The sequence below is a fragment of the Nitrospinota bacterium genome (assembly GCA_027619975.1).
Lineage (GTDB): Bacteria > Nitrospinota > Nitrospinia > Nitrospinales > VA-1 > JADFGI01.
The window spans coordinates 46,588-64,388 of sequence record JAQCGX010000016.1 but is presented as its reverse complement, the minus strand read 5'-3'; the positions used below and the strand labels follow the sequence as shown (position 1 = coordinate 64,388).

Below are 17,801 nucleotides of genomic sequence, written 5' to 3'. Positions count from 1 at the left end.
CTAAAACAAAGCCATCTCCTTAAGTTGACGATTAGGAGCATTTAGTCAATTTTTAGAGATACCCTTAACTTCCTGCCCGAAAGAAACTGCATGCAGTTCCGTTTATTATCAAGCCGTCTCTCGGTGATCGGTTGGCTCCTGATTGGAGCTTGTCTCCTCACCTCCTGTCAGTCCGGGATGACACCCACATCCCATTTGAATCAGGAGACCATCTCTCTCGATGACCTGCTAAAGCGATTGGTTTTCAGGCAAAGCGGGTTGACCGACCTGAAATCTTTTATTTACACCACCATTGAGATAAAGGACAAAAAGCGGTCTTTTCGCCAGGCCCTGGTCGTCCGCGAGGCTGATTCGCTCCGCATCGAGACGCTGAGTGTGCTGGGCCAGCCGCTGGGAGTTTATATTTTCAATGGCAGGAACGTGGAAGGCCATCGTTCGATCCTATATGATCTGCGTCGCAAACAGATTCTTCTGGGCAAGGAGGTTCGGGAAGCGCTGCTGCAGACTCTCGGAATGGATATTGCGTTGGGAGAATACATCAGCGTGTTTTACGGAAATATTCCCCGGCTCGAATTTCTGGAAATGACGAGCGGCGCCCTGAGCAAAGAGGGAACCGTCTATTTTTTGACGGGGGTGGACCCGGTGGATAAAAGCCGCATGGAAATTGAAATCGATGCGTACACGCTTTTCCCCAACCAAATTACCCGTACCTTGATAAATGGAAAAACCATTCGTGTAAAGTGGCAGGACTATCGTGAAGTTCAGGGCCGCGATTTTCCTCATCAAATCATTATCGAGTTTCCTTCCAAGGGTGAGCGCTTGACTCTTGTCTATAATGACCCGGTCATTAATGCCGGAATTTCGGACGATACTTTTCAACTTTCTCCTGTCAGTAATAATGTTTCCTTGTCGCAAAATTAGCAGATTGCATGAAACTGTCCTTTAAAACCCCCGCGAAAATTAATCTGGCGCTTCACATTCACCATAAACGGGAAGACGGGTATCACGAGCTTGAAACCGTGTTGCAGATGGTTTCCCTGTACGACCATATTGACCTTGAAACCCTTCCCTCGGGAATCGAGTTAGAATGTGATGAGCCGGGCATCCCAAAGGACCACACCAATCTGGTGGTGCGGGCGGCGCAGTTTCTTAAGAACGCCTATCCGGAAAAAAGCCGTGGCGTACGAATAAGCTTAAAAAAAAATATTCCTTCCGGTGCAGGGTTGGGCGGAGGCAGCGGCAATGCGGCGGGGGTTCTCATGGGGTTGAACGTGCTTTGGGATATGAAATTGGGCCGGGAGGATCTGGTGCCTCTGGCCCGAAAACTCGGCGCGGACGTCCCCTTCTTCCTTACCGCTCCCTGTGCGTTTGGAAAGGGTCGCGGCGACGAGGTGTCACCCCTCCAAACCACTGCTAAATTTCATGTTTTACTCGTTAACCCAGGGATTTCCATTGCCACATCCTGGGTTTACCAGAACCTAAATTTGAAGTTGACAAAGCGGACAAATAATATTAGCATCTTAAAAAAATTTTTATTGGAATCACAGGTTGCCTGTTTGGGGAAGTGTTTGGGGAACGACTTGGAACCCGTTGTTTTTAAAAGGTACCCTGAGATTCTGGCGCTCAAGGAAGGCCTGTCTGATTTGGGGGCCAACGGTAGTCTTTTGTCTGGAAGTGGCTCAACAGTCTTTGCTATTTTTGATAACCCTGATCGCGCAAAAAACGCATACGCCAAAGTAAACAAAGGGAGCGGGGAAGTATTTCTTACGGAAACCGTGTCGAGTTTTTCCGAGTTTTGGCCGCAGGAGATGTTGAGTTACGCCTTAAGGTAAGGTAAGGAAGACCCTGTTAATAAATTGAGTTTGATCTTATCGTGATAATCTAAACCCCTCCCCGATATTCAGTTTCCGCTTCATTTCAGTATTCAATCAACCTAGGTTTCATCTGGACAGGACTTTTCTCCCAGAGTCAGGAAAGAGTTGGCAGTGAGTGGGCAGAGTAAGGCATTATAATAATTGGGGTAAGGTGATTTTTGGGGCGTCGACAAGAGGCTAGTCACAGGATTTTGATTCCTGCAACGGAGGTTCGAATCCTCCCGCCCCAGTTCATTTCTTGAGTGTGAAATCGTATGAGTGATAATGGCAACGGCAAGGTTTTGGTCTTTTCCGGCAGGTCTAACCCGGAGTTGGCGAAAGATATATGCGGGTATATGGATGTTCCTCTGGGGCGCTGCATGACCCGCGATTTTGCGGATAATGAGATTTTTGTGAAAATCGACGAAAACGTCCGGGGTGGAGACGTTTTTGTGATTCAATCGACCTGTAATCCCGGAAATACCAATCTGATGGAAATGCTCATCATGATAGATGCGCTCAGGCGCTCATCCGCCAAGCGAATCACGGCCGTGATTCCCTATTACGGGTATGCAAGGCAAGATCGAAAAGTCGAGCCAAGAGTGCCCATCACAGCCAAGCTGGTAGCAAAAATGTTAGAGGCGGCAGGAACCGACCGGGTGCTGACCGTCGATTTGCATGCGGGGCAAATCCAGGGATTTTTTAATGTCCCTGTGGATGATTTATTTGCCATGAACGTGATGGTCAAATATATTAGGGGGCTCAATCTGGAGAATTTAATCGTTATTTCTCCCGATGCCGGAGGGGTGGAACGGGCGCGAGCGTTTGCCAAGCGGCTGGATACCTCGCTGGCGATTATCGACAAGCGCCGGGAAGTGGCCAACGAGGCAAAAGCGATGAATATTATCGGTGACGTTAAGGGCAAAGTGGCGTTTATCGTGGATGATATGATCGATACCGCCGGGACGTTGATGGAAGCGACCAACGCCTTGCTGGGAAAAGGCGCTAAAGAGGTCCATGCCTGTTGCTCGCATCCGGTGTTTTCCGGGCCGGCAGCGGAGAGAATCGGCGGGTCGCCCATTAAAAGCATTGTTACCACAAATTCGATCCCTTTGCCCGAGGCATTAAAAAATAATTCAAAAGTAAAAATTTTATCCGTCGCCCCTCTTCTGGGGGAGGCTATTATCAGAATTCACCGTGAGACATCGGTAAGTTCATTATTCGATTGATTGGGAGTTTGGCATCATGGCCTCAGCAACATTAAATGGACAAATTAGAGTGCAGGGTAGTAAATCTGACGCCCGCAAGATCCGGCGAGAGGCATCTCTTCCCGCCGTTCTTTATGGTTTGAAGGACAACGTTTCCCTTAAAGTGAACCAGAAAGAACTTGGTAAAGTCATGGAAAAGCATGGCCATAACGTGCTGATCGCTTTGACCATCGAGGGCGACAGCACGCAACAGCGTCAGGTCATTGTGAAGGACTATCAAAGACATCCGTTGCAAACGGACTGGCTGCATGTCGATTTTCTTGAAATAGACATGCACAAAAAGACGCGAGTTCTTGTTCCCGTCAAACTGGTGGGTCATTCCCCTGGCGAAAAACAGGGCGGAATGGTCAATCACGCTATCAAGGAAATCGAAGTGGAATGTCTGCCAGGAGATATCCCCGACGTGATTGAGATCAATATGCCGGACGTTAAATTGGGAGAAGTGGTTCACGTCAGCGATCTGAAACTTTCCGATAAACTGGAAATTATGGGTGATCCCGGCAATGCCGTCGTCAGCGTTTATGTCGAGAAGGTGAAAGAAAAAGCTACTGGGGAAGTTGAAGGAGCTGAGGGTGCGGCGTCTCCGGCGGCGAAGCAAGAAAAACCAGCGGCCGCCAAATAAAGGATTGATATCCCCGCCGTGTTTCTTATTTTGGGCCTCGGCAATCCCGGACCCCGTTATGAGCTGACGCGCCATAACGCCGGGTTTATTGTCGTTGACAATCTGGCGGATAAGCATCGGATTCCATTGACCCATCACAAGTATCGTTGTCAGTATGGGGAAGGGGAAGTTTGCGGTGTGCGGGTCATGGTGGCGAAACCCATGACTTACATGAACGAGAGTGGAAAATCGGCGAAAGCCATTCTTTCCGCGTTAAATATAACCCCGGACCGGGTCATCGTCGTTCATGACGATATTGATCTGCCGCTTGGCAAGGTTAAAACCAAGAGCAAGGGCGGAGATGGCGGCCAACGGGGTTTGCGCTCGATTGCCGAAACCTTGCGCACGAAAGAATTTCACCGTGTGCGGATAGGGGTCGGCAGACCGGAGCATCAGGATGATATCGTTGATTATGTTTTATCTTCCTTTGAGGAGGAAGAGATCCAGCAATTTAATGATGTGATTGAACAGGCAATGGGGCTGATTGAATCCATGCTTTCGGAATTGAGCAACAGAACACTATAAACGGAGGGATAATCGGAATGTTAAAGGAATACACAGGAGAGCTGATATTCGTCAGCATTTCCATGGTGATCTATTTGTTAATGGCCACCTTTGACGCATCGCCAAACTTTGCCTATCTGGGGGTTGTATTTGGACTTTTTGGTCTGGTTATCGCCTGGAAAATATTTGAAAATCTGGACGATCAACCTGCGGGCAACGAAAAAATGACGGAAATCGCCGATGCCATTCATGAGGGGGCGATGGTATTTCTTGCTCGAGAATATAAAATTTTAGGTTATTTCGTTGGCGTTGTATTTTTTCTTCTCATCATCATTATTTCCACCCAAAAAGGCATCTGGATTGGTTTCTGGACCGGCGTCGCCTATGCGGCTGGAGCCGGGTGCTCGATGCTGGCAGGTTTTTTTGGCATGAACGCGGCGACCACCGCTAATGTTCGCACCTCGCAGGCCGCCAACGATGGCGGTCAGGCAAAAGCCTTGAATATTGCTTTCAATGGCGGAGCGGTGATGGGCTTGTGTGTTGCCAGCTTGGGCCTGGTGGGTGTGGGTGGATTGTTTCTGTTATTTGCGCGTGGAGATTCGGTGAGTGTCATCAGCGGATTTGCAATGGGCGCAAGCTCCATTGCCCTGTTCGCCCGTGTGGGTGGCGGTATTTACACCAAAACCGCAGATGTAGGCTCCGATTTGGTTGGTAAGGTAGAAGCGGGAATTCCGGAAGACGATCCAAGAAACCCCGGTGTCATCGCCGATAATGTCGGCGACTGCGTGGGAGATACCGCAGGTTTGGGCGCAGATATTTTCGAGTCTTATGTCGGCTCCATGATCGCTACCATCGCGATTGCGGCGGGTATGTCCACCATGCGGTTTGAGTATATGGCGCTCCCGGTGATCGTTGCCATGGTCGGTTTGATCGCCTCCATTGTGGGAATTCGGGCCATGAACAACCTGGAAGATCAGGACCCGGCAACGGCTCTTAGAAACTGCACCTTCATCAGCGCTGGCGCCATGTTGTTTGTGGCTTTCTTTGTTGTCAAAATCATGGGCCTTCCCTCTGGAGTTTTTGTTGCGCTGTTGTTCGGATGTATTGCAGGAATCGGAATCGGTTTGATTACGGAATATTACACAGCGGGTTCACCGGTCACGAAAATCGCTGAATCCAGCGCGACAGGTGTCGCCACGGTCATGATCACAGGACTGGCGATAGCTATGGAAAGCACCGTGCTTCCTGTTCTCATCATTTCCGCCGCTATTTTCTTCGGAGCGGAATTTGCCGGGTTGTATGGCGTGGCACTGGCTGCGGTCGGCATGCTGGCCACGGTCGGCATCACCATGTCGGTGGACGCTTATGGCCCCATCGCCGATAATGCCGGCGGCATATCTGAGATGGCCGGTCTGGGAGAAGAAACCCGCAAGATCACCGACGGTCTGGATCAAGTGGGGAACACCACTGCGGCAATCGGCAAGGGCTTCGCGATCGGCTCTGCGGCCTTGACTGCGCTGGCGTTGTTTTCCGCCTTCACCCAGGCGGCAGGGATTGAATCCATCGATATCACCAAGACCACGGTTATTATAGGCGTGCTGATAGGTGGGGTGATTCCCTTTTATGTAGCGGCTCTCACCATGACCTCTGTCGGCAAGGCGGCCATGGAAATGGTGGAAGAAATTCGCCGCCAGTTTCGGGAAATTCCTGGACTCATGGAAGGCACCGGAAAACCGGACAGTGCCCGTTGTATTGATATCAGCACCCAGGCGGCGTTGAAAGAAATGATCGCTCCGGGTGTGGTGGCCTTCATGATGCCTCTGTTGATTGGTTCTATATTTGGCGCAGAAGCGCTGGGCGGCATGCTGGTGGGCTCCACACTTACGGGAGTTTTGCTGGCGCTGTTTATGTCCAACGGCGGCGGCGCCTGGGACAATGCCAAAAAGTATGTCGAAGCGGGCAACCTTGGCGGCAAAGGTTCTCCGGCGCATCATGCCACGGTCGTGGGTGACACGGTTGGTGACCCTCTCAAGGATACCTCTGGCCCTGCGATGAACATTCTCATCAAACTGATGTCCATCATTTCTTTGGTGATGGCTCCATTGTTTCTCTGATAGTTTTAGAGTTTCATTTAAAAAGGGATGGGGTAAGCCCCCATCCCTTTTTTATTTTCTACTGAATTCCATGTGCGGGATATCCTTGCAAGCCAGCCCCAGGTTGTTTCCGCCGCTTTAAGGTTCTGTCATGTCCCAAAAAATCCTGCGTTTCGGGTTGCATGAATTTCTCAATGCCCAGCCGCTACTCGTACCCCTGCTCAACATTGCGGAAGAAACCGGCCTGGAAATGGTGATCGATGTTCCCTCCCAACTGGCGGAAATGCTGAAAGCTGGAAGTTTGGATCTGGCCATGATCCCAACGGTCGAATACCTGAAGGAGGCGGACCGTTACCGCCTGGCGGGTGTCTGTATTGCATCGCGAAATCGAGTGGCGACGGTTTTATTAATTTCAAAAGTTCCTGTTGAGGATATCAAGTCCCTGGCTTTGGACGAGCGTTCCCGGACCTCGGTGGCGCTTCTTAAAATATTATTTGCAAAAAGATTCAGCCCTGAGATTGCGTTTGATCCCTCGCCTCCAGATCCGGCGGCTATGCTCAAGACTCACGATGCGGCGCTTATCATCGGTGACCAGAATTTTTCTCTGCCGACCCTGCCAAATGGAATCGAAATCTATGATCTCAGTGAAGAATGGTTCCAAAAGACGGGAAAAACATTTGTTCACGCCGTTCTTGCGGTTCGGGAAGGGGTGACTTTGGGGAAGAATATTTGCGACGCCATCCAGTCCGCAAGGCGGGAGGGACTCTTAAATCTGGCATTCATTGCGAGCAATTTCGCCGGGTCCAAGGGTTTGGATTCAGCAATATGCGAAGACTATCTGCGGAATAAAATCATTTATGATTTAGGGCAAGAGGAACTGGAAGGGATGACGCTTTTTCAGCAATTGTGTTACGAGCAGGGTTTGATCGCTGAGAAATACCGATGCCAGTTTGTTGGGGATTGAACATCGGGAAACGATGCTGGTATTGCAGGCCTGTTCTTAACCCAGCACATCTTTCAGGGTGTCGCCGGATTTTCTGACTGCTGACTTGATGAATTCCCAAATTGTCTCGGCAGAGGTCTCGATGAAATTCAGATATTTCTGAACCGCCTCCGACCGCTTCGCTTTGGGGGCTTTGTGTTCCTCTTGAGCCGGTTCTACCACTTCAGCGACTTCAACGGGTGCTTCTTCAGTCATTTCCTCTTCGGCAGGCTCCGCAGGAGCTTCATGCACGGGTTCTTCCTCATGAACGTCTTCAGGTTCTTCTGCCGGGGCATGGGCGACTTCCGCTTCAGGTGTTTCTTCAGCATGAGTTTCGGCAGGTTCATCCTCAGCGGCCTCCTTCTCATGAGCGGTCTCTTCCTCTACAGGGGGTTCGACGGGCTCCTCCTGAGCAGCTTCTTCCTCATGATCGGCTTCCGCTTCTTTCGCAGGAGCCTGGGCGATTTTGGAATCGTCAACTTCTGCGGCCATTTCGGTTTCAGCGCCGGCTCCGCTGATATGTTCGCCGGTTGTTTCTTCTTCTTTTGGCTCCCCGGTTCCGCTGACGTGGTTCGCAGGAGCTTCCTCTTCAGTGTCATCCGTAGCGCCACTGACATGATTTTCTTCCGGTGCTTCGCCCTCAGCAGGTTCAGAAGCGGGCTCACTGATGTCTTTTTCCGGTGTTTTTGCATCTTCAGCAGGAGGAGGCTCTGGAGCTTCAGCGATCTCTACAGGAGCGGCAGGTGGAGTCGGTATTTTACTGGGTGTCGTCGCAGTTGTTGGGCGGCTGGAAGGTTGTTTCTCTTGTTGGGTCAGATTAAATATAGCAACTGCGGTGCCTGCGAGTAGCAGGAATAATATAAGGCCGACAAAACGGAAAGCGGATTTTTTCTGCTCCAGGGGCTTCTCTTCTTCGGTGCCAACAGGTTCTATATCGTCCTTGATTGCTTCGGAAGCCTTCGATGCGCTGGTGGTTTGCAACTCTTCGTCGGTCTCTCCCCCATAGGTCTCTTTCTGATAAGAAATCGATGCTCCGACTTTTTGGGCATCAGATTCCTTTTCATCGAGAGTCTTTTCTATCTCAGCGGGTGGAGCGGCTATTTCAGGTGATGCTTCTTCCTGGCTCGTTTCGGGTGTTTCTTCCTGGGCAGGGCTCTTTTCACTATCGTCCGGTTGCGATTCTTTCGCTAGCTGGGCCTGTTCTTCGGCAGTTTCCGCAGGTTCAGGGGATTTTTCCAGGTCGGTTACTTCTTCCAAACCGGGTTTCTCTTGTTCCTGCTGTTGGGAGTCTTTTTTAGGGTCGGCTGGCTTGGCGTTTGATTTGGATTTTTTTCTTTTGTTCGTCATATCAATATCACAGTGGTATGGCAGGCCGAATCAAAGCGGTCCGTTGTCGATAAATCAAGCGGGATTAAACATACAGAGAAACAGCACGCCGAATGTTCCGATGGATTGGGTTCGGGTGGTTTCAGCCCTCTGGTCAGTGAATAATTTTATTGAGAGGGTATTCAACGATATCTTCGGCGCCGGCCCGTTTCAAGTCGGGAGCGATTTCACGCACCATCTTTTCTTCAATAATAATACTCAGGTCCACCCAGTCTTTATCGGTCAATTCCGCGATCGTCGGCTTTTTTCCTTGCGGTAAAATTTTCATAACCGCATCCAGTTGGGATTTTGGGACATTCATCATCAGCCCAACCTGCCCATTGGCCGCCATGGCGCTTTTAAGCATGAGAACCAGCCGGTTGACCTTGTCCTGTTTCCATTCATCCTGATGGGAATCCTTATTCATGATGAATTTGGTGGTGGACTCCATGAGAGTGTCCACGATCCTCAGGTTATTGGCCCTGAGAGAACTTCCGGTTTCGGTGATTTCGACGATGGCGTCCACCAGCTTTGGCGGTTTGACTTCCGTGGCTCCCCAGGAGAATTCAACGTGCGCCGTGACCCCGTGTTTTGTTAGGTAATCGACGGTCATGTTGACCGCCTCCGTGGCGATGCGTTTGCCCTGCAGATCTTTGACCGAGTGAATGTCAGAGTCGTTTGGAACCGCGAGCACCCATCGAACCGGCTTTGAGGATTGTTTGGAATAGATCAGATCGGCGATTTCGACCACATCGGCGCGGTTTTCCATGACCCAGTCTTTACCTGTGAGCCCAGCATCCAGAACCCCATCGGCCACATAGCGGGCAATTTCCTGGGCCCTGATCAGCATGCATTCGATTTCGTCGTCATCGATGCTGGGGAAATAGGACCGGCTTGAGATTGTGATATTATAGCCCGCTTTCGCAAACAGCTTGACGGTGGCTTCTTCCAGGCTTCCTTTGGGTATTCCCAGCTTTAACACTTTGCCGCTCATGGGGGTCGACTCTTTTCTGGTTTGCAGTTGAGTTATGATTATTTTTTGTAAACTTTTTCAGGGTCAAAGACTCGTTCTTCGACCACCTGGACTTCGCCGTCAATTTTCCTGAAAAAACAGCTCGTGTACCCCTTGTGGCAGGCGGCCTTGCCCACTTGTTCTACTTTCAGGAGAACGGTGTCGTCATCGCAGTCTACAAATACTTCCTTGACGATTTGGACATTTCCGCTTTCTTCGCCCTTCATCCATTGCTTGTCGCGGGACCGGCTATAAAACCAGGCTTTTCCGGTCTCCAGGGTTTTTTCCCAGGCAACGGGGTTCATGTAGGCGAGCATCAGCACTTGCCCGGTTTCGGCATCCTGAATGATTGCGGGGACCAACCCCCCCATTTTGTCAAAATCCAACTTCATGATTGCTCCTGGTGAAACTGGGAAATTTAAATTATAATTGATTTTCTGTCAACCTTATAATAGCCTGATACCGCCTATAGTATAGGAAAACCATTTGGGCCGATAATTTTTTTTGGCCTTAATTAATTGATACCAGGGGGTTCGCTGTAGAGGAACCCCTTATTTGCTTTCCAGGGAGGATTTATGCCTTCAATATCCCATTTTGATATTTACAAGCCCGCAGAGCCTTGCAACCTTACCGGGGAGCAGTTGCGTGAAACGATGGACCGAATCGTGGTCGAATGCCTTTCCAAAGATGGAAAAGAGCTGAACCTGAAGGGGTATTGCGTTGGCAGTCAGGGCATGAGCGTAATCACCATGGATGACCGGGTAGCACAGGTCAAGCGCTTGAACCTTGGCGGCAACCGCATTGGCGACGAGGGGGTGAAGCTTCTGGCGGAGGCGTCCTTGTTTTCCAAGGTCACCTGGTTGGAGCTTGGGGGCAATGACATTGGGGCGAGAGGCATCAAGGCTCTGGTCAACTCCAAAGTGCTTGGCAAGGTCAAAACCCTCAATTTGTACCGCAATTTTCTGAAGGATGAAGGCGCTGTTGTTTTGGCCGAGGAGAACAAGTTGGCAAAGATCGAGGAAATGGATCTGGCGCAAAATGAAATCGCTGATAAAGGCCTTCTGGCGCTGGCTCACTCCAAGGCGTTTCCCAATCTGGTGGCGGCTTATTTCGACAATAACTTCACCTCAGCGGAAGCGAATGATGAGGCCCGGCACGCGCCTAATTTTAAAAAGTTGCAGTCCTTGAACCTGTAGCATGTGTTCTTGCACATGAACGGTCAAGAAACTTTAAGGGCAGGTTGCTGGCCCGCGCATTTCAGGGTGAATCGGTATGAATGACGACTACGGCAAGGGATATTTTTTGATTGCCAACCCGGTATTACCGGACCCCAATTTTTCCAGAACGGTGGTCTTGCTTTGCAATCACGACGAGCATGGGTCTTTCGGCCTGGTGGTCAATAAGGCGGCAGAGTTAGACCCGGCTGAGATATTCTCCCGTATGGATTTGCTCAGTTCCTATAAGGGACGGGTCTATATTGGCGGACCCGTTTCTCAGTCGCAGATGTTTTATATTTGCCGGTCCGAGGAACCCATCCCCGAACTGGATCAAATTTGCCAGGGAGTCCACTTGGGAATGGACTGGAATTTTTTAGAAAATATTCTTAATCGCATTACGAACCCGGAAGAGAATATCCGTTTTTTCCTGGGTTATTCCGGCTGGGCGGCGGGGCAGCTGGCAGGTGAGATGGAACAACGCAGTTGGCTGACTTGCGAGGCCACGGAGCATTTTGTGTTTGAAAATAATCTGGACCGGATCTGGCCGGGTGCTGTGAAGTCTTTGGGGAAGGAATACGAGTACCTGATCCATGCGCCTGTGAACCCGCAGTGGAATTGATAGTGGTCCGAAAGGGCTTCATGCTCAGGTTAAGCAAAACTCTTTTCACCGAACCTTTTCTTTTTCAATGACTCGACTACACACATTTCCTCCGTCGGAACAAATATACACGTCCCATGTTCCCGCCAAATATGATGGCTACCCCGTAGAAAAATATTTTGTTTCCCGTTTCAGTTACCAGACCGAACAACAATGGATCGCAGAAATCCGTGCGGGCAAGATCACGGTCAATGGCAAGACGGTACTGCCTGGAGCTGTGCTCCGCGAACAGGATCAAATTATTACCCGTGCCGGAATGCGCACCGAGCCTGCGGCCAACCGTAATCTGGAAGTCCTGTACTTAGACAGGCATCTGAGGATATTCAATAAGGCCGCGCCCATCCCGGTGCATCCGAGCGGTCGATATTTTAAAAACAGCATGACCGAGCTTCTCAAGGAAGTGTATCCAGAAGAAACCCCTCGCCCGGTACAGCGCCTGGATGTTGGAACCACCGGCGTGATCGTCTTTGCCCGCACGCGGCAAGCGGCGGGATTTCTGATGCACGAGTTTAAGGGCAAGACGGTGTTGAAAGAATATATGGCCATCGTTGAAGGCATTCCCGCACAAAAAAAATTTACGATCGACGCTCCTATCGGCAGACTGGATGGTTCCAAACGCGGGGTGGGGGAAACTTTGGCAGGCTCCAAACCGGCGGAAACAGAGGTTGAGTGGGTTCGTTCTTTTCAGGGACGGTCGTTATTGAAAGTTCTTCCGCTGTCCGGGCGCACCAATCAGATTCGAGTTCATCTCGCAAGCCGGGGGCTTCCTATCGTGAACGATGAGATTTATGGGAATGGAAAGCCAACGGATCTGCCGTTTTCGTTGCACGCGCACCGCATGCGCTTTAAATGTTTTGATCTCTCGATAGACGCGACTGCCGCCTGCCCGGATCATTTTCACTCGTATTTTGATAATGGACATTTCTAAAAATTAACAATGGCACCGAATCGCCAATTCAAAGAAGCGTCTTTTGTTTTAGTAGGACAGGCTTTCCTGCCTGTCCGCACGGGCTGGAAAGCCCGTGCCACTGATAAGAAACTTTTGCACATTATTCTATTTTCTGTGAAAACTAATTTTTAGAGACGGCCTAATGCCAGTTGAGAATGTGATGACACACCCTTCCATGTTGAAAAAAGAAGAGGGCAACGCTGAGTCCACCCGTTTGTCGGGTTTGATCTGCCGAGCGAGAAGCCCGTTCTGGCTTGCGCCGATGGCGGGCATCACCGATGTGGCGTTTCGCGAACTGATGGATGAAAATGGGGCGGGTGTCCTGATTTCCGAATTGGTATCGGCAAAGGGCTTGCTTTATAACTCGGGAAAAACTCGACAGATGATGCGTATCCATCCGCATCCGGGAACGCTGGTGGGCATTCAACTGTTTGGTGAGTCGGCGGAGGACATCATCACAGCCGCGCGCGTGGTGCAGGAAGAGGGCGCGGATTTTGTCGATCTCAATATGGGATGTCCTGTTAAAAAAGTTGTGAAAAAAGGCTGTGGCGCGGCGTTGATGCGCGACCCCGGGTACCTGGAAGAATTTCTTTACAAGATCAAACGGGGCATTGAGTTGCCGTTAACGGTCAAGATGCGTACCGGCTGGAGTGATGAGGAGCTGACGATTCATGAATGCACGCAAGCCGCTTATAATGCCGGCTGTGAGTGGGTGGCGATTCATGGCAGAACCCGTACGCAAGGCTATGCGGGCCTTGCCGACTGGGATCTCATCCGGGAAGTGAAAGCCCGTGCGAAGATTCCGATTATCGGTAACGGCGACATCCGCGATGCGGCACGAGCCAGACAGTGCCTTGAAGAGTCCGGTGTGGATGCGGTGATGATCGGTCGTGGCGCTTTGCGCAACCCCTGGATTTTTCTGGAATGCCAGGGAGGCTATGACCGCAAGACTTCAGCTGCAAACGAACTGCTTTTTAGGTACCTTGAAAAACTGCGCAGGTGTTACGACACCCGGATCACCCTGCTTCTGCTGAGAAAGTTTTGCACCTGGCTGGCTTTTGGCTATCCCGGCGCCGCCGCTTTCAGGCGGTCGATGTTTGAATTGATCACGGTTCAGGACGTGCTGGCTTGCGCCGACGCATTTTTCCAGAACGTCGCGCATCTCCCTCCCCCCCGGTTTGAGGAAGCGGAAGCCTTCATGATGGGTGGTCATGGATGAGGTTTTGAGTGGCCGTTTCCATTTGATATTGTTGGGAGCAATATTTTAAAGGTGGAGCCTTTGCCTTCCTCACTGACAACTTCTATCTTTCCCTGATGTTTTTCCACAATTTGCTTCGTTATAGATAAGCCTAGCCCGGTGCCTTTTTCTCCTTCGGTTCCTGATTGCGAGGTTTTTGAAAACATGTCGAAAAGGTAAGGGATTTTTTCCTGGGGGATGCCTATCCCCGAATCGATGATAGACAGGGCGACTTGCTTTTCTCCATAAAGCTCGACCCATACCTCGATGCTTCCGGCTTTGGGGGTGAATTTGATGGCGTTGGACAATAGATTGTTAAAAACGCGAATCAGTGCATTTTCATTGCCATCTACTTTTACCTCAGCGGAGATTTCGCTTTTTATCTGACTGTCGATGTTTTTTATGGAAAACATTTGATTGAAAGACTGTATGCAGGTTTCAATGACCCTGAGAACCGAGAGCGGTTCCATTTCCAGGTCGTCCGTTGCGGATTGCAAGCGCCCCAAATCCAGAATATCGTCGATCAGTGAAAGCAAAAAATTGCCCGAAGACTGGATGATGTCCAGAGACTCATTTTTTTCTTCATCCGTCAAGGATGAGGTCATCAATAGTTGAGTGAAGCCTAAAATACTGTTCAAGGGAGAGCGCAAATCATGGGAACAGATGGCCAGAAACTTGTCCTTCATCTGGCTCAATCTTTTCAGCTCCAGAACTTTGCCGGTGAGCTCTTTGTTCAGAAGGCGATTGTTGAGATGAACCTGCATTCGGGCCAGCAGTTCTTCCTGCGTAAAAGGTTTGATCAGGTAATCGGAGGCACCGGCTTTGAACAATTCCAGTATGTAGGATTGTTCCGAAAGTGTGCTCAGGAAAAGGATGGGAATTTCTTTCTGGTTCAATTGGGTTCTCACCTGCCGACACAATTCTTTCCCATCCATCACCGGCATGAAAAAGTCGGTGATGATGATATCGATTTCATTTAATTTGGAAGCGAGAAGATCCAAAGCTTCCTGACCATTTTCGGCTTCAAAAACCGTCATTCCCTGTTTGTGGAGGCTTTGCTTGACAATATGACGGGTGGTCGAACTGTCATCAACGACCAACGCGTTGAGGCCCTTAAAGCGGTTTTCCGGTTTGAGAATTCTATTGATAGAACTCAGCAGTTCTCCCGGTAAAAACGGTTTGGTGATAAAATCCCCGGCTCCGGCGTGAAATCCTTTTTCCCGTTCCTGCAAGGTGTCGTTGCTGGTAATAAATATGACCGGCAGTACGGAGGCGTCTTTTCTGGGGATGAGGGCGGAAAACTCATCGGAACGGAGTTGTTTGCAGGTTTCGTAGCCATTGAGGTTTGGCATTTCGACATCCAGAGTCACCATGTCAACGGGCATGGCACGGATGACATCCAAAGCCTCCAGACCATCTTTGGCTTCCAAAACTTCAAAGCCCCCTTTTTTCAATTCCTCGCAGGCTATTTTTCTAAATGTGGAACTATCATCGACGACTAAAATTTTCATATGAAAATATAAAGCAAAATACTTGCCAAACAGAAAACCTCTTACAGGCTTATGAAATGCTCTGTGAATTGGGGGCTTTCTATTGGTCCGGTCAAACCGGGGAACCAAAACTGGCGGATTTTCACCCATTCGCTTCGTTTATTTGTGCGGATTTCATGGCAATACTTGCAGGCAACTGTAAGCCGACGACTTCCATTCCATTGGAGTTAGGGGGATTATTTTGTTATTATAAAAAAGTTCCATTAATAGATGGGTTGAGTTTCGGTCCAAGCGGTTGGATGTGATGAACGATCCATTGATGAATATGACCAGACAGGTTGCGGTGTTTTGAATCACTCCGTGGCCGGAAAATTTTTTTTGCTAAAACGAACCGATAATAGAAAAGAAACTCCCGCCCCGAAAACCAGCCCTGGACGGCCCCGCGAGCGGGAATTCACGATTTATGGCTGGAACGCCTGCCTCGCGGCCTTTGAAAACCGGCCGGACGATATCCGGCGGGTATTTTTCAGCAAAGAGCGTTCGCCACGACTGGCGGCTGTGAAACGCTGGTGCCAACAACATAAGCTTCCCTACCGGGAGCTTGACACGGAATCCTTGAATAAAGTGGCGGCCAGCACCCATCATGAGGGTGCGGTGATGGTGGTTCGTCCCAAAACCATGCAACCGGTGCATGGTTTGATCCGCAACTCCCTGCCGCCGAACAGTGTGATAGTGGCTCTGGACCGGGTGGGGGACACGCACAATCTGGGCGCTATTTTACGATCCTGCGCTTTTTTTGGCGTGGCGGGAATGATCATAGGCTCCCACGAAGATCAGGCTCTGGTCACGTCGTCTGCCGCCAGGATGGCTGAGGGCGCCCTGGAAACGGTTCCGGTGCATCAAAGTTCGGATCTGGCTTCGGCGTTGCGGGATTTTAAAAAAAATGATGTTTGTGTCCTGGGCGCGGACATGGATGCCGAGCATTCTATCTACGATGCAAAGATTACTTTTCCCTGTGTGGTGGTTGTGGGGAGCGAAAAGGATGGCCTCTCGGAAAAAGTCAAAAAACGTTGCGATCTTCTGGTAAAAATACCGGGGCAGGGAGCCATGCAATCTCTTAATGTATCTGTCGCGACAGGCGTGATTCTGGCGGAGTTGAATCGCAGAAAGAGCAAGCTCCGAAAATGAAGAAATTAATTTTCGGATAACAGAATGTTTTTTGCCAAACTGCATCCCTTAATCGTTCACTTTCCCGTCGGTTTACTGGTCAGTGGCGCTTTGTTTGAAATCTATGGCAAGGTGGGCAAAGAAGAAGCGGTGCGGGTGGCGGGCAGGTTCAATGTTCGCCTCGGGTTCTGGTGTGCGCTTCCGGTCACGGGCGTGGGTTTTCTGGGGATGCTCGGTTTAGAGGACACGAAAAAATTCGAAGCATTTCTGGGCAACCATATCCTCAGCGTGTTTGCGACGTTGGTCTTCTTTCTCGCGGCGTTGTTGATCTCCCGGTTTGGCAGGGGTTGGTTGCGGGGCGGGTATTATGTCTTTCTGGGTTTGGGACTGGTGAGTGTTCTGGCAACCGGATATTTTGGCGGCGAGATGGTGCATCGCTTTGGTGTCTCCACCCTCAAAGGGATTCCCTAAAAAACCAGAAGATACCCGGAATACAGCGAGGCCCCCATTGCCAGGAGGCCCGAACCGTATAAAATGAAAGCCGTGCGGGAGAAGGGTTTGGTATAAGAATAGCCCACACAAAAGCCGTAAAGGACGGTGAACAGGAAGGCGTAGCCTTGATGCCCTTCAATTTCGACGGTCGATTTCAACCCCAGGTCAGCGGAAAGCATTCCCGAAAAATCAGCCATAACCACCGCCAGCAACCCCAGACTCCAATTGAATGACCCGGCCGCCTTGAATATCGGTTGTTCTTTTTTCCAGGCAAGGAATAACAAAGCCAGGCCCGCCACAAACAACGATGGGGGAAAATGAGATATAAATGGATGAAAGGAGACGGAGCTGATCATGCGCTGAAGGCAGACGCAATAGAAACGACTGCGGCGTCGTTCATGAGTTAGTAACCTCTCGCATGCGGGCTACCGGTTCGTGCCAGGTTGAGAGTTTTCAGAGCTTGTCCCGGTTGACCTGGAAATCTTTTGTGTCAAGGTCGAGGTTGACATCAACATCGACTTTGGTGGCGCTGGTCACATCCTGCTCCAGGGCGTCCATATTGATGCTTTGTTTCAAGCCCTCTGTCTCGTCCATGACTTCCTGCTTGAGGCTACCGAATGTGGTCTGAAATTCTCCCCAGCCTTTGCCAATGGCCTTGGCTAACTTTGGAAGATTTTTCGGGCCGACCACGACCACTGCAATGGCCATAATGATCATCAACTCAAAAAAACCTATGTCGAACATGGGAACGCTCCATGAAATGAAAAGTATTGCAAGGTTGGGATTGATTCTAGCAAACAATAGTCTTTATTTCTACAAGGATCCGAGGTTGACTTTGAGGCAGCACACCAGT

General features: G+C 50.2%; 19 protein-coding genes and 1 tRNA gene. 14 read left to right on the top strand and 6 right to left on the bottom strand.

The annotated features are described in order from the left end of the window. Positions 1 to 90 precede the first annotated feature (90 nt). The 8 genes from O3C58_07535 (at position 91) to O3C58_07500 (ending at position 7,343) form a co-directional block, all read left to right on the top strand. A complete protein-coding gene (locus tag O3C58_07535) occupies positions 91 to 921 on the top strand; it encodes a DUF4292 domain-containing protein (GenBank protein MDA0691703.1) in 831 nt (276 codons plus the stop codon). 8 nt (positions 922 to 929) lie between these two features. After that, positions 930 to 1,832: a 4-(cytidine 5'-diphospho)-2-C-methyl-D-erythritol kinase gene (ispE, locus tag O3C58_07530; protein MDA0691702.1), complete on the top strand. Its 903-nt coding sequence runs from the start codon at positions 930 to 932 to the stop codon at positions 1,830 to 1,832. A gap of 201 nt (positions 1,833 to 2,033) precedes the next feature. Further along, positions 2,034 to 2,104: transfer RNA gene (locus O3C58_07525), tRNA-Gln, on the top strand. Between the two features lie 24 nt (positions 2,105 to 2,128). Further along, entirely contained in the window at positions 2,129 to 3,082 is a 954-nt protein-coding gene (locus tag O3C58_07520) for a ribose-phosphate pyrophosphokinase (protein MDA0691701.1), read from the top strand. A gap of 16 nt (positions 3,083 to 3,098) precedes the next feature. After that, positions 3,099 to 3,743, top strand: coding sequence for a 50S ribosomal protein L25 (locus O3C58_07515; GenBank protein ID MDA0691700.1), 645 nt, complete (start codon positions 3,099 to 3,101; stop codon positions 3,741 to 3,743). An 18-nt stretch (positions 3,744 to 3,761) separates the two neighbouring features. Then, complete coding sequence (pth, locus tag O3C58_07510; protein MDA0691699.1) at positions 3,762 to 4,307, top strand: aminoacyl-tRNA hydrolase; 546 nt, start codon at positions 3,762 to 3,764, stop codon at positions 4,305 to 4,307. A 17-nt stretch (positions 4,308 to 4,324) separates the two neighbouring features. Next, positions 4,325 to 6,400 carry a sodium-translocating pyrophosphatase gene (locus O3C58_07505; protein ID MDA0691698.1) on the top strand — a complete coding sequence of 692 codons (2,076 nt, stop codon included), beginning with the start codon at positions 4,325 to 4,327 and terminating at the stop codon, positions 6,398 to 6,400. A 130-nt stretch (positions 6,401 to 6,530) separates the two neighbouring features. Continuing rightward, complete coding sequence (locus O3C58_07500; protein ID MDA0691697.1) at positions 6,531 to 7,343, top strand: menaquinone biosynthesis protein; 813 nt, start codon at positions 6,531 to 6,533, stop codon at positions 7,341 to 7,343. 36 nt (positions 7,344 to 7,379) lie between these two features. Here O3C58_07500 and O3C58_07495 read toward each other — a convergent pair whose 3' ends face one another. The 3 genes from O3C58_07495 to hisI form a co-directional block, all read right to left on the bottom strand. Next, complete coding sequence (locus O3C58_07495) at positions 7,380 to 8,708, bottom strand: hypothetical protein (protein MDA0691696.1); 1,329 nt, start codon at positions 8,706 to 8,708, stop codon at positions 7,380 to 7,382. 133 nt (positions 8,709 to 8,841) lie between these two features. Continuing rightward, complete coding sequence (gene hisG, locus O3C58_07490) at positions 8,842 to 9,720, bottom strand: ATP phosphoribosyltransferase (protein ID MDA0691695.1); 879 nt, start codon at positions 9,718 to 9,720, stop codon at positions 8,842 to 8,844. Between the two features lie 38 nt (positions 9,721 to 9,758). Next, the gene (hisI, locus tag O3C58_07485) at positions 9,759 to 10,130 is read right to left on the bottom strand and encodes a phosphoribosyl-AMP cyclohydrolase (GenBank protein MDA0691694.1); all 372 of its coding nucleotides are present in this window, start codon (positions 10,128 to 10,130) and stop codon (positions 9,759 to 9,761) included. 183 nt (positions 10,131 to 10,313) lie between these two features. Between hisI and O3C58_07480 the strand changes: the two genes are divergently transcribed. The 4 genes from O3C58_07480 (at position 10,314) to dusB (ending at position 13,781) form a co-directional block, all read left to right on the top strand. After that, positions 10,314 to 10,934: a hypothetical protein gene (locus O3C58_07480; protein ID MDA0691693.1), complete on the top strand. Its 621-nt coding sequence runs from the start codon at positions 10,314 to 10,316 to the stop codon at positions 10,932 to 10,934. Between the two features lie 76 nt (positions 10,935 to 11,010). Then, the gene (locus tag O3C58_07475) at positions 11,011 to 11,574 is read left to right on the top strand and encodes a YqgE/AlgH family protein (GenBank protein ID MDA0691692.1); all 564 of its coding nucleotides are present in this window, start codon (positions 11,011 to 11,013) and stop codon (positions 11,572 to 11,574) included. Between the two features lie 67 nt (positions 11,575 to 11,641). Beyond that, entirely contained in the window at positions 11,642 to 12,541 is a 900-nt protein-coding gene (locus tag O3C58_07470; GenBank protein ID MDA0691691.1) for an RluA family pseudouridine synthase, read from the top strand. A 163-nt stretch (positions 12,542 to 12,704) separates the two neighbouring features. Further along, positions 12,705 to 13,781: a tRNA dihydrouridine synthase DusB gene (gene dusB, locus O3C58_07465; GenBank protein ID MDA0691690.1), complete on the top strand. Its 1,077-nt coding sequence runs from the start codon at positions 12,705 to 12,707 to the stop codon at positions 13,779 to 13,781. Here the strand turns inward: dusB and O3C58_07460 are convergent. Further along, complete coding sequence (locus O3C58_07460) at positions 13,772 to 15,310, bottom strand: response regulator (GenBank protein ID MDA0691689.1); 1,539 nt, start codon at positions 15,308 to 15,310, stop codon at positions 13,772 to 13,774. The two genes, dusB and O3C58_07460, sit on opposite strands and share 10 nt — an antisense overlap. 357 nt (positions 15,311 to 15,667) lie before the next feature. On the opposite strand from O3C58_07460, the gene rlmB reads away from it, so the two are divergent. Together rlmB and O3C58_07450 are read left to right on the top strand one after the other, a co-directional pair. Then, on the top strand, positions 15,668 to 16,477 hold the full coding sequence (gene rlmB / locus O3C58_07455; protein MDA0691688.1) for a 23S rRNA (guanosine(2251)-2'-O)-methyltransferase RlmB: 810 nt from the start codon (positions 15,668 to 15,670) through the stop codon (positions 16,475 to 16,477). Positions 16,478 to 16,501: 24 nt separating this feature from the next. Beyond that, positions 16,502 to 16,927: a hypothetical protein gene (locus tag O3C58_07450; protein MDA0691687.1), complete on the top strand. Its 426-nt coding sequence runs from the start codon at positions 16,502 to 16,504 to the stop codon at positions 16,925 to 16,927. Here O3C58_07450 and O3C58_07445 read toward each other — a convergent pair. Both O3C58_07445 and O3C58_07440 read right to left on the bottom strand, forming a co-directional pair. Then, positions 16,924 to 17,304, bottom strand: a complete 381-nt coding sequence (locus O3C58_07445; GenBank protein MDA0691686.1) for a hypothetical protein — start codon at positions 17,302 to 17,304, stop codon at positions 16,924 to 16,926. The two genes, O3C58_07450 and O3C58_07445, sit on opposite strands and share 4 nt — an antisense overlap. 97 nt (positions 17,305 to 17,401) lie before the next feature. Beyond that, entirely contained in the window at positions 17,402 to 17,692 is a 291-nt protein-coding gene (locus O3C58_07440) for a twin-arginine translocase TatA/TatE family subunit (protein MDA0691685.1), read from the bottom strand. Positions 17,693 to 17,801: the final 109 nt, after the last annotated feature.

Bases quoted from the DNA above. Each gene is read 5' to 3' on its own strand.
- O3C58_07520 (MDA0691701.1), top strand. From the start codon at position 2,129: ATGAGTGATAATGGCAACGGCAAGGTTTTGGTCTTTTCCGGCAGGTCT.
- O3C58_07475 (MDA0691692.1), top strand. From the start codon at position 11,011: ATGAATGACGACTACGGCAAGGGATATTTTTTGATTGCCAACCCGGTA.
- O3C58_07470 (MDA0691691.1), top strand. From the start codon at position 11,642: ATGACTCGACTACACACATTTCCTCCGTCGGAACAAATATACACGTCC.
- O3C58_07440 (MDA0691685.1), bottom strand. From the start codon at position 17,692: ATGTTCGACATAGGTTTTTTTGAGTTGATGATCATTATGGCCATTGCA.
- ispE (MDA0691702.1), top strand. From the start codon at position 930: ATGAAACTGTCCTTTAAAACCCCCGCGAAAATTAATCTGGCGCTTCAC.
- O3C58_07480 (MDA0691693.1), top strand. From the start codon at position 10,314: ATGCCTTCAATATCCCATTTTGATATTTACAAGCCCGCAGAGCCTTGC.
- hisI (MDA0691694.1), bottom strand. From the start codon at position 10,130: ATGAAGTTGGATTTTGACAAAATGGGGGGGTTGGTCCCCGCAATCATT.
- O3C58_07445 (MDA0691686.1), bottom strand. From the start codon at position 17,304: ATGATCAGCTCCGTCTCCTTTCATCCATTTATATCTCATTTTCCCCCA.
- O3C58_07495 (MDA0691696.1), bottom strand. From the start codon at position 8,708: ATGACGAACAAAAGAAAAAAATCCAAATCAAACGCCAAGCCAGCCGAC.
- O3C58_07535 (MDA0691703.1), top strand. From the start codon at position 91: ATGCAGTTCCGTTTATTATCAAGCCGTCTCTCGGTGATCGGTTGGCTC.
- O3C58_07500 (MDA0691697.1), top strand. From the start codon at position 6,531: ATGTCCCAAAAAATCCTGCGTTTCGGGTTGCATGAATTTCTCAATGCC.
- O3C58_07505 (MDA0691698.1), top strand. From the start codon at position 4,325: ATGTTAAAGGAATACACAGGAGAGCTGATATTCGTCAGCATTTCCATG.
- O3C58_07515 (MDA0691700.1), top strand. From the start codon at position 3,099: ATGGCCTCAGCAACATTAAATGGACAAATTAGAGTGCAGGGTAGTAAA.
- hisG (MDA0691695.1), bottom strand. From the start codon at position 9,720: ATGAGCGGCAAAGTGTTAAAGCTGGGAATACCCAAAGGAAGCCTGGAA.
- dusB (MDA0691690.1), top strand. From the start codon at position 12,705: ATGCCAGTTGAGAATGTGATGACACACCCTTCCATGTTGAAAAAAGAA.
- O3C58_07460 (MDA0691689.1), bottom strand. From the start codon at position 15,310: ATGAAAATTTTAGTCGTCGATGATAGTTCCACATTTAGAAAAATAGCC.
- O3C58_07450 (MDA0691687.1), top strand. From the start codon at position 16,502: ATGTTTTTTGCCAAACTGCATCCCTTAATCGTTCACTTTCCCGTCGGT.